Genomic DNA, 12,171 nt, shown 5'->3' on the forward strand with positions numbered 1-12,171 from the left:
GTCAGACTGGTCGGCTCAGTGCTCGCCGAACAGTTCGAGCAGTTCCGTCCGGCCGAACATCCGTGCGGTGTCGACGGCCGAGGGCGTGCCGGCGGACGGGTCGGCGCCGCCCTCCAGGAGGGCCTTGACCACATCCGTCTCCCCCTTGAACGCGGCTCCCGCGAGCGGGGTCTGGCCTCGGTCGTTCACCCGGTCGGCCTCGGCGCCGCGGGCGAGCAGCGCGCGCACCGCGTCGGAGTGGCCGTGGTACGCGGCGAGCATGACGAGCGAGTCGCCGCGGTCGTTGGTGAGGTTGGCCGGAACACCCGCGTCGACGTACGCCACGAGCGCCTCGGTCTGTCCGCGCCGGGCCAGATCGAAGATCTTGGTCGCCAGCTCCACGACCTCGGGGTCGGGGACTTCGGTCATCGGGCGGACCGCCTCTCCACTGCTCATCGTCGGGTGGGTACGCCTGCGCGTGCCGCAGCCGTACGAGTGAATCGCCAGGGTACTGGCTCGCGCGGCACATGACCCGATGTGCCCGAGGTAAAGATCAGCACAGACCACACCCAGGGGAAATAGTCCGGATTTCACCCAGTTGCACCTTTTATCGTATGGATACATCCTGTGATCCTGGAAGTACTCATGGTGACTGTCCCCGCGAACCAGGAGACCTCAAATGATCCTGTCCATCTCAGGCGTGGTCCTGCTCGGCATCGTCGTCTTCATCTTCTTCCGCAAGGACGGCCTGAAGGCCTCGCACGCCGTGGTCGCCATGCTGTTCGGCTTCTACCTGGCGAGCACGGCCATCGCCCCGAGCATCAAGGCGGGCGGAGAGAGCCTGGCGAGCCTCCTCGGCGGAATCAAGTTCTGACGGCCCCGCTCCCCGTACGCATCGACTGGAGGCAGTAGTGGCCCGGCGCCCCCTCCCCCGCATTCTGAGCAACGGCAGCGCGCAGCTCGCCCGGAGCCGGGAGCTGGCCCGGACGGCCGCCGACAGCGCCACGGACGTCCTCCACCCGCTGATCACGATCACCCGCGGTCTGCGCCGGCTGGCAGCGGCCGGCCGGCGCAGATGGGCCGACACCCCCAAGGAGCGACGGGGGGCGCTGCTGTTCCTGGTGGCCTCCGTGATCCTGGTCGTGGCGCTGGTGCCGTACGGGCCGCTGCTCGCCGTCATCACCCTGATGTCGGCGGCGGCCTGGCAGGGCCGGGACCGCGCCCCGGCGTCGCCCGACGGGCCCGACGAGACGCAGGCCCAGCGCCTGAAGTCGCTGTACGAGGCACTGGTGCCGTACTTCTCCGCCGCCGAGGACCCCGAGCCGCTGTATGCCCACGGCGGGGCGTGGGACAAGGCGTTCCCCACCTACGCGTTCGACGGCGGCGGCCGGATCTCGCACCTGGTGGTCCGCTACCCGGCGTACTTCACCGACGGCGAGGCCGAGGCCCGCGCCCGGATCGAGCACCTCCTCGCCGCGAAGTCGGGCCGGGGCCGCGAATACCACTTCGCGTGGGACGAGGAGGGCAACCAGTTGACGGTCAGCGTGCTCATGCCGCTCCCCGTCGACATCGCCGCCCAGCGTTTCGTCACCGCGCCCGGCGAGACCGTCCTCGGTTTCACCGACCCGACCGAGGTCCGGCGCACCCTCCCCCTCAGCTACGGCGAGCAGCGACGTGACGTGCCCCCGGTCGTCTGGCGCACCGGCCTGCGCTCCACCGAGCCCCACCTGCTCGCCCTCGGCCAGCCGGGCAGCGGCACCTCCACGCTGCTGCGCTCGATCGCCCTGCAGGCCCTCCAGCACGGCGACGTCGTGATCGTCGACGGCGGCGGCACCGGCGAGTACGCGTGCCTGACCGGCCGGGACGGCGTCCTGGCCGTCGAGTGCGGCCTGACCGGAGCCCTGGCCAGCCTGGAGTGGGCCGCGACCGAGACGGAGCGCCGCCTCATCGCCGCCAACCGCGCCCACCAGGCGGGCCAGCCGCCGCCCGACGACACCAAGCGGCCGCTGTGGATCCTCCTGGACCGCCCGACCGCGTTCACGCATCTGGCCGCGGCGGACGACCGCAAGGACCCGCAGTCCCTGCTCCAGGTCCCGCTCCGGCACGGCCGCCCGGCGAACGTGACGGTGGTCGTGGCCGACCAGCTGGACTGCCTGGACGCCCTGAGCGAGCCGGTACGACAGCACACCCGGGCCCGCGTGGTCCTCGGCCCGGCGACGGCGGGACAACTGGAGGCGGCCCTGGGCGCGCCCCCGCACACCACCCCCGTGGACCAGGTCCCACCCGGCCGCGGCTACGCCCGCCTGGGCACGGGCCCCGTCCACCGCCTCCAGGTCCCGGCCACCCCGAACCCGTACGACGACGCGACACCGGACGCTCACCGCGAGGCGGTCCTGGCCCTCCTCCCGCCCCGGACGACACCGGCGGACGGGGAGACGGTCCCGGAGCCGGACGGGTCGCCGGGCGGGCCGGAACCGGTCCCGGCGGAAGAGGAGCCGGAACCCGTGCCGGTGGCGGTGGCCTCGGAGACGCCGGAGCCGCAGCCCGAACGGGTACCGGTCCTCGCCAAAGAACCCCCGCAGGATCCAGTTCCGGTCCTCACCAAGGACCCCCTGCCGAATCCCGTCCCGGTCCTGACCAAACCGACAGAGGCGAAGCGGGGCTAGCGCGGCGCGCCGGGCCGCGGCCAGGCGCGCACCCGACTCAGCGGCCCCCGGCGCCGGCCGGCCCCACCGTCCCGCGCTACGCCACGAACGTACGCGGCGCCTCGCTGCCCCCCACGCCGCCCGACTCCACCAGCCCCGCCGCCGCGGCCAACCGCACGGCCGCCTCCTCGGCCACCGCCCCGCCCACGGTGAACGGCAACCGCACGTACCCCTCGAACGCCCCGTCCACCCCGAACCGCGGCCCGGACGGCACCCGCACCCCCACGCGCTCCCCCGCCTCCGCGATCCGCGACCCGGACAGCCCCCCGGTCCGCACCCACAGCGTCAGCCCGCCCTGCGGCACCTCGAACTCCCACCCGGGCAGCTCCCGCCGCACGGCGGCCACCAGCTCGTCCCGGTTCGACCGGGCCTGCTCCCGCCGCACCTGCACGGCCTGCTCCCAACCCCCCGTGCCGAACAGCCAGTTGACGGCCAGCTGCTCCAGCACCGGCGTACCGAGGTCGGCGTAGGCCCGCGCGGCGACCAGGCTGCGGATCACGTCCGGCGCCGCCCGCACCCACCCGATGCGCATGCCGGCCCAGAACGCCTTGCTCGCCGACCCCACCGTGATCACGGTCGAACCCGCCGGGTCGAAGGCACACACCGGCCGCGGCATCCGCACCTCCGCGTCGAGCCACAGCTCACTCATCGTCTCGTCGGCGATCAGCACGGTCCCGGCGGACCGGGCCGCGTCCACCAGCCGCCGCCGCTGGTCCTCGTCGGCGAGCGCCCCGGTCGGGTTGTGGAAGTCGGCGACGACGTACGCGATCCGCGGCGCGGCGTCCCGCAGGACCTGCCGCCAGCGGTCCATGTCCCACCCGGTGAGCCCCTCGGCCATCGCGACGGGCACGAGCCGGGCCCCGGCCTCCCGCATCAGCTGGAGGATGTTGGCGTACGAGGGCGACTCGACGGCGATGCGCTCCCCGCGCCCGCCGAACAGATGGCAGATGGCGTCGATCGCGCCCATCGCCCCGGTCGTCACCATGATCTGCTCGGGCATGGTCGGGATCCCGCGCTCGGTGTAGCGCTCGGCGATCATCGACCGCAGCGCGGGCAGCCCGGCGGGATAGTCGCCGTGCGTGTGCGCGTACGGGGGCAGTTCCTCAAGCGCGCCCTGGACCGCCCGGGTGAGCCACGGCTCGGGGGCCGGGAGCGCCGCGCAGCCCAGGTCGATCATGGAGCCCAGGGCCTCGGGCGGCAGCGGCTCCAGTCCGCGCGCGGGCACCGGGTTCCCGGCGGGTACGGCCGTCCAACTGCCCGCGCCCCGCCGCGACTCCAGGAACCCCTCGCCGCGCAGCGCCTCGTAGGCGGCGGCGACCGTCGTACGGCTGACGGAGAGGGAGAGGGCGAGTTCCCGCTCGGCGGGCAGCCGGGCGGCCACCGGGACCCGGCCTTCGAGCACCAGCAGGCGGATGCCGTCGGCGAGGGCGCGATAGGCGGGCGGGCGCCTGGCGCCGGGCCCCGCCGGGCGGTCCTGCTGGGACTTGAGGAGCCGGGCGAGCTGCGCCGCCCCCACGGCCGAGGTCCACTGCGCCATCGAAATCAGTCCACCTTCCCCGGATTGGCCCTGGATGGCATCTCCGTCCAAGCCACAGGGTGTCATGCATCAGTCCACTACCACCACAGGGGGGCACATCATGTCGACGCGGGGGCGTCTCGCCCGGCGACTCACCCAGCTCTACGTCGGTCTCGCGCTGTACGGCGCGAGTTCGGCGCTGCTCGTCCGGTCGGGGCTCGGTCTGGAGCCGTGGAACGTGCTGCACCAGGGCCTCGCCGAGCGGACGGGACTCTCGATCGGCGTCGTCCTGACGATCGTGGGCGCCGCCGTGCTGCTCGCGTGGATCCCGCTCCGCCAGCGCCCGGGCCTCGGCACGGTCTCCAACGTGCTGGTCATCGGCATGGCGATGGACGCGACGCTGGCCCTGGTGCCCGACGCGCACGGCTGGGCGCTCCGCGTGACCCTGATGGCGGCGGGGATCGTCCTGAACGGCGCGGCGACCGGCCTGTACATCGCGGCCCGCTTCGGCCCGGGCCCGCGCGACGGCCTGATGACCGGACTGCACCAGCTCACGGGCGTCTCCATCCGCCTGGTGCGCACGGGCATCGAGCTGACGGTCGTGGCGACCGGCTTCGCCCTGGGCGGCACCGTCGGGATCGGCACCCTGCTGTACGCGCTGTCCATCGGGCCGCTCGCCCAGCTCTTCCTGCGGGTGTTCGCCGTCCCCGCGGCACCCGTCGGCAGCACGGTCGTTGCCACCGGTCAACCCGAAGGGGCGATACTGCGTCCGTGACCCCGCGGATACGCCACCCCTACCTCGACCATCCCGGCCCGATCCCCTTCGCCCACCGGGGCGGGGCCGCGGACGGCCTGGAGAACACGGTGCGGCAGTTCCGGTGCGCCGTCGAGGCGGGCTACCGGTACATCGAGACCGATGTGCACGCCACCCGGGACGGCAAGCTGGTCGCCTTCCACGACGCGACCCTGGACCGGGTGACGGACGGCGCGGGCCGGATCGCCGACCTGCCGTGGCAGGCGGTACGGCAGGCACGCGTGGCGGGCGAGGAACCGGTGCCCCTCTTCGAGGAACTCCTGGAGACGTTCCCCGACGTGCGCTGGAACGTCGACGTCAAGGCGGAGGCCGCCCTGCTGCCCTTGCTCGACCTGGTCGGCCGGACCGGCTCCTGGGACCGGATCTGCCTCGGCTCGTTCTCCGAGGCGCGCGTGGTGCGCGCCCAGCGCCTCGCCGGTCCGCGTCTGGCCACGTCGTACGGCACCCGGGGCGTGCTCAACCTGCGGCTGCGCTCCTGGGGGCTGCCGGCGGCGGTGCGCCGTTCGGCGGTAGCCGCCCAGGTTCCGGAGATCCAGTCCGGCATCCAGGTCGTGGACCTCCGCTTCGTCCGCGCCGCCCACGCGCGCGGACTCCAGGTGCACGTGTGGACGGTCAACGACCCCGAGAGCATGCACCGGCTTCTCGACCTCGGTGTGGATGGCATCATGACCGATCACATCGACACGTTGCGCAAGGTCATGGAGGACCGCGGCGTCTGGATCTGAGAGCCCGGGCCGGTCGCCCCTGCGCGTTCACGGGGAAGCGAGGGCACGGGTGGGCACCGACACCGTGCGGACACCGCCGGCCGACGGCGCCGCGGAGCGCAGACGCGAGCAGCGCGGCTGGTACTTCTACGACTGGGCGTGCTCGGTCTACTCGACGAGCGTGCTCACGGTGTTCCTCGGCCCCTATCTGACCTCGGTCGCCGAGTCGTCGGCCGACGCCGACGGGTTCGTCCACCCGCTGGGGATCCCGGTGCGCGCCGGGTCCTTCTTCGCGTACTCGGTGTCCCTGTCGGTGATCGTGGCCGTACTGGTGATGCCCCTGGTGGGCGCCGCCGCCGACCGCACCGGCCGCAAGAAGCCGCTCCTCGCGGGCGCCGCCTACCTGGGGGCCACGGCCACGACGGCCATGTTCTTCCTGGACGGCGACCGCTACCTGCTCGGCGGCGCCCTCCTGATCGTCGCGAACGCGGCGCAGTCCGTGGCGATGATGCTCTACAACTCCTATCTGCCGCAGATCGCCCCGCCCGAGCAACGGGACGCGGTGTCCTCCCGCGGCTGGGCCTTCGGGTACGCGGCGGGCTCGCTGGTCCTCGTGGCCAACCTGGTCCTCTACACCGGGCACGACGGCTTCGGCCTCTCCGAGGGCACGGCGGTGCGCATCTGCCTGGCGTCGGCCGGGCTGTGGTGGGGCGCCTTCGCCCTGATCCCGCTGACCAGGCTGCGCGACCGCAAGGTCACCGCCCGGGAGGCGGCCCTCCCGGGTTTCCGGCAGCTCGCCGCGACCGTCCGCGACATGCGCCGCCGCCCTCTGACGCTGGCCTTCCTGCTCGCCTACCTCGTCTACAACGACGGCATCCAGACGGTGATCTCCCAGGCCTCGGTCTACGGCTCCGAGGAACTGGGTCTCGGCCAGTCCACCCTCATCGTCGCCGTGCTGCTGGTGCAGGTGCTGGCGGTGGCGGGCGCGCTGACGATGGGCCGGCTGGCCCGGGCGTACGGGGCCAAGCGCACGATCCTCGGCTCGCTGGTGGCGTGGACGGTGACGCTCGCGGCCGGGTTCTTCCTGCCGGCCGGGGCACCCATGTGGTTCTTCGTCCTGGCCGCCGGGATCGGCCTGGTCCTGGGCGGCAGCCAGGCGCTGTCCCGCTCCCTGTTCTCCCATCTCGTCCCGCCCGGCAAGGAGGCCGAATATTTCTCCGCGTACGAGATGAGCGACCGCGGGATGAGCTGGCTCGGGCCGCTGCTGTTCGGGCTCACCTACCAGCTCACCGGGAGCTACCGGGACGCGATCATCTCGCTGGTGGCGTTCTTCGTGCTGGGATTCGCCCTGCTCGCCCGGGTTCCGGTACGGCGTGCGATCGCGGATGCGGGGAATCCGGTTCCTGACAGGATTTAGCACTCGACGCGAAAGGGCTGTAGTGTACGCGTTTGGCCTGCCAGGCGTACCGTTACTGCGCGTCAAAGATGCCGAAACGCTGGGTTACATCTGCTAGCAGATGTGACAAACCGGGCGCTGGTGGGTACAACAAGGGCGGCTACGACGGCGACGCATGACCCGGAACGGGACCCGGAACGGGAATCTTTACCGCCGACCGGACGTTGACCGGATGACGACGACAGCGACACCTGTCCTGTGGGCGACAAGCCCGGGAGGCACGATTCATGAGTGAGCGAGCTCTTCGCGGCACGCGCCTCGTGGTGACCAGCTACGAGACGGACCGCGGCATCGACCTGGCCCCGCGCCAGGCCGTGGAGTACGCATGCGAGAAGGGGCACCGCTTCGAGATGCCCTTCTCGGTCGAGGCGGAGATCCCGCCGGAGTGGGAGTGCAAGGTCTGCGGGGCCCAGGCACTCCTGGTGGACGGCGACGGCCCGGAAGAGAAGAAGGCCAAGCCCGCGCGTACGCATTGGGACATGCTGATGGAGCGACGCACCCGCGAGGAACTCGAAGAGGTCCTCGAGGAGCGTCTGGCGGTACTGCGCTCCGGCGCGATGAACATCGCTGTTCATCCCCGGGACAGCCGCAAGTCGGCGTAAGTCCCTCCGGGGCCTGGCCGGAATAACAGCGCGTCAGTGAACCGCGGGCGCCGTACGAAATGTACGGCGCCCGCGGTTTTCTGTATGAACCCGCTCAGAACACTCGAACCGCTCAATGCGTCAGCGGCGGACGCGGCCCCTGCGGGGCGTCCCCCGGCTCGTCCCTGATGACCTCTCCCTGGACGACCTTGCCGTCGGGGCGGTGCATCCGGGCCTGCTGGAAGGCGCCGCCCAGGGTGCCCGGGTCGGCCTCGCGGAGCTTGCGCTCGAAGGTGCGCTCGGCGGAGCGGCTCACGGCCTTCTGGACCGGGGGCAGCAGCAGGAGCAGGCCCACCGCGTCCGACACCAGGCCGGGGATCATCAGCAGCAGACCGCCCAGCATCATCAGGCCGTTGCCCTCGCTGTTCGGCCGGGCCGCCGCGGGCATCACACCGCTCTGCTGCTGTTGCAGCGCCTCGGAGAGCTTGCGGAAGGCACGCCGGCCGGCCCGCTTGATGACGACCGAGCCGAGCACGAGGCCCGCCAGCAGGACGAGGAACACCACCAGCCCGTTCGACGCCCCCGCGACCAGCGTGAGCAGCCAGATCTCCAGCACGAGCCACGCGGCGATCCCCAACGGCAGGAACGTGCGCAGGCGGGAGCGCCGGGGCCGGGCGGGATGGCTGGGGGTCTGAGCGCCAGTCGTCATGCCTCCAGTGTGCCTGGCCCCGGCTCAGCACGGGATAAGGCCCCGATCAGGCGTTCCTGTGCGCGGCCGGGCCGGAAGCGGTTACGGCTTCGACGGCTTGGTGTCGCGGCCGGTCACGGACGGCTTGGCGCCGTGCCCCGTGACGGGCGGTTTGGCGACGCGCCCCGTGACCTTGCCGACGCGTTCCCCGACGCCCCACGCCGTGACCCGCCACAGCGCCTCGACGAGGATGTCGCGGCTCATCTTGGAGTCGCCGAGTTCCCGCTCGACGAAGGTGATGGGCACCTCGACCACGTGGTAGCCGGCCTTCACGGCGCGGCGGGCGAGGTCCACCTGGAAGCAGTAGCCCTGGGAGGCGACCTCGTCGAGGCCGAGGCCCTCCAGGGTCTCGCGGCGGAACGCGCGGTAGCCGCCGGTGATGTCGCGCAGCGGCAGGTCGAGCGCCAGCCGGGAGTAGAGGCTGCCGCCCCGGGAGATCACCTCGCGGGACTTCGGCCAGTTCACCACCCGGCCCCCCGGCACCCACCGCGAGCCGAGCACCAGGTCGGCGCTCTTCAGGGCGGTGAGCAGCCGGGGCAGTTCCTCGGGCTGGTGGGAGCCGTCGGCGTCCATCTCGACCAGCACGCCGTAGTCGCGCTCCAGGCCCCAGCGGAAGCCCGCGAGGTAGGCGGCGCCCAGGCCCTCCTTGCCCTTGCGGTGCAGCACGTGGACGTGGTCGTCCTCGACGGCCAGCTCGTCGGCCAGCTTGCCCGTGCCGTCCGGGCTGTTGTCGTCGGCCACGAGCACGTGCGCCTCGGGGACAGCCGCGCGCACCCGGCCGACGATGCTCTTGATGTTCTCCGCCTCGTTGTAGGTCGGGATGATCACCAAGGCCGTGCCGAGCGGGCCGAACTTCCTCCCCTGGGCTCCTGCCGCGAGGGTTCCGTCGCCGTCGTTCACTGCTGCCCCTTCATGTCCATACGCAGAGGACCACCATAGTGGGCCCGGCCTGCGATGACGTGACAGGACGTTCGATTGGTGGTGTCGAATCGACAAGACGCGGGTAAGAGCGCGCCTCCGGGGGCGAGCGTACGGCGGATGGGGGCCCGGCGCCCTTCGGGCCGACCTGGGACCCGCTGGCTGCGGATCGACCCAAAGCCGTTGTCTACTGAGCGCCCGGGCCCCACCCGGGTCACACCTCCCCGACCGGCCGGAACGTTCCCTCGGCGCCGCGCCGGCCTGAGCCTGGCTCCCAGTGGCGGTGCCCCGGTGCGGCACACCGTCCCTGACCCGGCGGCGCTGCGGCGAGTGCGCGGACGGTCCCCGGTCGGGCGTCCGGTGGTGGACTCGGCCGAACCTACCGGCCCCCTGCGGCCGCCTGTCAACAGCCGTTTGACCTGCGCGTTCCACGGCAAAGGCCTGGTCAGGGCCGAGGATACGCAGGTCGCGCGCCGGGGGTGCGGCGCACGATCGCGTGCGCGCCACCCCCGTAGATCACTCGCCCGGCCCTACGAAGACCGTGTGCCCGCCGACCACGGTGCGCAGGCAGACGGGCAGGTCGCGGCCGAGGGTCAGGTCGGGCAGTCCCGGGGTGCCGGAGCGGGGGTCGGTGGACCAGCGGGCGACGCGGTCGTCGGGGGCCTGGACGACGAGTTCGCCGGTGCGCCACACGGCGTAGTCGGCGGGGGCGCCCGGGACCAGGACGCCTGCGTCGTCCCGCCCCACGGCCCGCCAGCCGCCGCGCGTGTGCGCCGTGAACGCGGCGCGCACGGAGACGCGGTGCTCCGGCGTGCGGTGGAAGGCGGCGGCCCGGACCGTGCCCCAGGGGTCGAGCGGGGTGACCGGGCTGTCGGAGCCGAAGGCGAGCGGGACACCGGCGCGCAGCAGGGCGGCGAAGGGGTTCAGGCTCCGGGCCCGCTCCGCCCCCAGGCGCTGTGCGTACATGCCGTCGTCGCCGCCCCACAGGGCGTCGAAGGCGGGCTGGACGGAGGCGGTGAGGCCGAGTTCGGCGAAGGCGGCGACCGACTCGGGGGTGAGCATCTCGGCGTGCTCGACCCGGTGCCGGGCGGCCCGGATCCGGGCGAGGCCCAGCTTCTCGGCCGCCGCCCGCACGCCGTCGACCACGGCGTCCACGGCCGCGTCGCCGATGGCGTGGAAGCCGGCCTGGAGCCCCGCCTCGGTGCAGGCGGTCACGTGGGCGGCGACGGCGGCGGCGTCCAGGTAGGCCCTGCCGGTGTGCCCGGCGTCGGCGTACGGCTCGTGCAGGCAGGCCGTGTGCGAGCCGAGGGCGCCGTCGACGAACAGGTCGCCCGCGGCGCCGACCGCGCCCAGCTCCCGTGCCTTGGCGACGTCCTGCTCGGCCCAGTAGCCGACGACGCGCGGGCCGGGCTCCTCGGCGGCGAGCCGCAGCAGTCCCGTGAAGTCGTCCTCGGAGGAGATCTCCGGGCCGGCGCACTCGTGGACCGTGCCGATGCCGAGCGAGACGGCGTGCGCGAGGGCGGCGCGTTGTGCCTCGGTGCGCTGCCGGGGCGTGACGGCGGCGAACGCGGCGGCGCGCACGGCGTGGTGGGCGTCGGCGGTGAGCGGCCCGTCCTCCCGGGTGGCGCCGGGGACCAGGTCGAGCAGGGCGGTCGTGACGACCGCCGAGTGGACGTCGATGCGGCTGAGGTAGAGGGGCCGGTGCCCGGTGGCCTCGTCGAGTTCGGCCCGCGTCGGGGGCCGGCCGCCGGGCCAGCGGGCGGCGTCCCAGCCGTGTCCGAGCAGTACGCGGTCGTCGGGGCGGGCGGCGGCGAAGTCCCGCACGCGGGCGAGGGCGGCTTCGAGGGAGGGGGCGTCGGACAGGTCGAGCCCGGTCAGGGCGAGACCGGTGGCAGTGGTGTGCACATGCGCGTCCGTGAACGCCGGGGTGACCAGCGCTCCGTCCAGGTCGATCACCTCGTCGACCCCGTCGGCGAATGCCTCGGCGGCTCCCTCCGACCCGACCCAGGCGATCTGCCCCCGCTCCACGACCATCGCGGTAGCGAAAGGATCGGCGGGACTATGAACCTCACCACGACGAAGCAGAACCGTCTTCGTCGGCGCACTGGACTCACTCATGCAGCACAGTTTCACAGGGTCGCTTTCGGCGCCCTCTTCAGGGGCGCGGGGAACTGCGCGACCAGCCACACACAGCCCGCACCCGAAAACCGGCGCTCAGATCCGCGGCGGCCGCGCCTCGTACGGCGTGGACAGCACGACCGTCGTCCGTGTGGACACCCCGGCCAACGACCGCACCCGCGCCAGCAGTTCTTCCAGTTCGTGCGGCGTGGCCACCCGCACCTTGAGGATGTAGTTCTCGTCCCCCGCGACGCTGTGGCAGGCCTCGATCTCGGGCACACCGGCCAGCCGGTCCGCGATGTCGTCCGGCGCGCTGGGGTCGAACGGCTTCACCGAGATGAACGCCGTCATGGGCAGCCCCACCGCCTCGGGGTCGACGACCGCGGCGTAACCGCGGATGACACCGCGCTGTTCCAGCCGTCGCACCCGCTGGTGCACGGCCGACGTGGACAGCCCCGTGGCCTTGCCCAGGTCGGTGTAGCTCATCCGCCCGTCCTTGACGAGCAGCTGCACGATCTGTCGGTCCAGCTCCTCCATGGCGCAAGAACCTACAGTGCGGCTGATCTCCTCGGATACCTGAGGAGCCCAGGTCATACCCGGTTCGTGATGTGGCCGGAAGACGACGGTCAGCC

Annotated in this window: 12 protein-coding genes; 6 read left to right on the forward strand and 6 right to left on the reverse strand. The window is 72.8% G+C overall.

Features of this window, described 5'->3' with window-relative positions; all coding sequences use genetic code 11:
* Positions 1-15: 15 nt before the first annotated feature.
* Positions 16-408: an ankyrin repeat domain-containing protein gene (locus ABZ386_RS37025; RefSeq protein ID WP_351347071.1), complete on the reverse strand. Its 393-nt coding sequence runs from the start codon at positions 406-408 to the stop codon at positions 16-18.
* A 250-nt stretch (positions 409-658) separates the two neighbouring features.
* Here ABZ386_RS37025 and ABZ386_RS37030 point away from each other — a divergent pair, with 250 nt between their 5' ends.
* Entirely contained in the window at positions 659-853 is a 195-nt protein-coding gene (locus ABZ386_RS37030) for a hypothetical protein (protein ID WP_030843336.1), read from the forward strand.
* A gap of 37 nt (positions 854-890) precedes the next feature.
* A complete protein-coding gene (locus tag ABZ386_RS37035; RefSeq protein WP_351346954.1) occupies positions 891-2,645 on the forward strand; it encodes a hypothetical protein in 1,755 nt (584 codons plus the stop codon).
* A gap of 76 nt (positions 2,646-2,721) precedes the next feature.
* On the opposite strand, the gene ABZ386_RS37040 is transcribed toward ABZ386_RS37035, so the two are convergent.
* A complete protein-coding gene (locus ABZ386_RS37040; RefSeq protein ID WP_351346956.1) occupies positions 2,722-4,221 on the reverse strand; it encodes a PLP-dependent aminotransferase family protein in 1,500 nt (499 codons plus the stop codon).
* Between the two features lie 64 nt (positions 4,222-4,285).
* Here ABZ386_RS37040 and ABZ386_RS37045 point away from each other — a divergent pair, with 64 nt between their 5' ends.
* The 4 genes from ABZ386_RS37045 to ABZ386_RS37060 all read left to right on the forward strand — a co-directional run bounded on the left by ABZ386_RS37045 (position 4,286) and on the right by ABZ386_RS37060 (position 7,776).
* Positions 4,286-4,975, forward strand: coding sequence for a hypothetical protein (locus ABZ386_RS37045; RefSeq protein ID WP_356505058.1), 690 nt, complete (start codon positions 4,286-4,288; stop codon positions 4,973-4,975).
* On the forward strand, positions 4,972-5,739 hold the full coding sequence (locus tag ABZ386_RS37050) for a glycerophosphodiester phosphodiesterase (protein ID WP_356618068.1): 768 nt from the start codon (positions 4,972-4,974) through the stop codon (positions 5,737-5,739). Before ABZ386_RS37045 ends, ABZ386_RS37050 begins: the two co-directional genes overlap by 4 nt.
* 49 nt (positions 5,740-5,788) lie before the next feature.
* Entirely contained in the window at positions 5,789-7,135 is a 1,347-nt protein-coding gene (locus ABZ386_RS37055; RefSeq protein ID WP_356618067.1) for an MFS transporter, read from the forward strand.
* 266 nt (positions 7,136-7,401) lie between these two features.
* Positions 7,402-7,776 (forward strand): RNA polymerase-binding protein RbpA, encoded by a 375-nt coding sequence (locus tag ABZ386_RS37060; RefSeq protein WP_003977404.1) that lies wholly within the window; start codon positions 7,402-7,404, stop codon positions 7,774-7,776.
* 112 nt (positions 7,777-7,888) lie between these two features.
* Here the strand turns inward: ABZ386_RS37060 and fxsA are convergent, their stop codons facing one another.
* From fxsA to ABZ386_RS37080, 4 genes are all read right to left on the reverse strand, one after another.
* Positions 7,889-8,464: an FxsA family membrane protein gene (gene fxsA / locus ABZ386_RS37065; RefSeq protein ID WP_356505054.1), complete on the reverse strand. Its 576-nt coding sequence runs from the start codon at positions 8,462-8,464 to the stop codon at positions 7,889-7,891.
* 81 nt (positions 8,465-8,545) lie between these two features.
* The gene (locus ABZ386_RS37070) at positions 8,546-9,403 is read right to left on the reverse strand and encodes a polyprenol monophosphomannose synthase (RefSeq protein WP_351346966.1); all 858 of its coding nucleotides are present in this window, start codon (positions 9,401-9,403) and stop codon (positions 8,546-8,548) included.
* Positions 9,404-9,937: 534 nt separating this feature from the next.
* A complete protein-coding gene (locus ABZ386_RS37075; protein WP_356674228.1) occupies positions 9,938-11,539 on the reverse strand; it encodes an amidohydrolase in 1,602 nt (533 codons plus the stop codon).
* Positions 11,540-11,635: 96 nt separating this feature from the next.
* A complete protein-coding gene (locus ABZ386_RS37080) occupies positions 11,636-12,076 on the reverse strand; it encodes an Lrp/AsnC family transcriptional regulator (protein WP_006136660.1) in 441 nt (146 codons plus the stop codon).
* Between the last annotated feature and the right edge of the window lie 95 nt (positions 12,077-12,171).

This window comes from Streptomyces sp. NPDC006140 (genome assembly GCF_040628815.1).
GTDB lineage: Bacteria > Actinomycetota > Actinomycetes > Streptomycetales > Streptomycetaceae > Streptomyces.

Coding starts and splice junctions, on each gene's coding strand:
- ABZ386_RS37025 (WP_351347071.1), bottom strand. CDS start 408: ATGACCGAAGTCCCCGACCCCGAGGTCGTGGAGCTGGCGACCAAGATC.
- ABZ386_RS37030 (WP_030843336.1), top strand. CDS start 659: ATGATCCTGTCCATCTCAGGCGTGGTCCTGCTCGGCATCGTCGTCTTC.
- ABZ386_RS37040 (WP_351346956.1), bottom strand. CDS start 4,221: ATGGCGCAGTGGACCTCGGCCGTGGGGGCGGCGCAGCTCGCCCGGCTC.
- ABZ386_RS37045 (WP_356505058.1), top strand. CDS start 4,286: ATGCATCAGTCCACTACCACCACAGGGGGGCACATCATGTCGACGCGG.
- ABZ386_RS37060 (WP_003977404.1), top strand. CDS start 7,402: ATGAGTGAGCGAGCTCTTCGCGGCACGCGCCTCGTGGTGACCAGCTAC.
- fxsA (WP_356505054.1), bottom strand. CDS start 8,464: ATGACGACTGGCGCTCAGACCCCCAGCCATCCCGCCCGGCCCCGGCGC.
- ABZ386_RS37075 (WP_356674228.1), bottom strand. CDS start 11,539: ATGAGTGAGTCCAGTGCGCCGACGAAGACGGTTCTGCTTCGTCGTGGT.
- ABZ386_RS37080 (WP_006136660.1), bottom strand. CDS start 12,076: ATGGAGGAGCTGGACCGACAGATCGTGCAGCTGCTCGTCAAGGACGGG.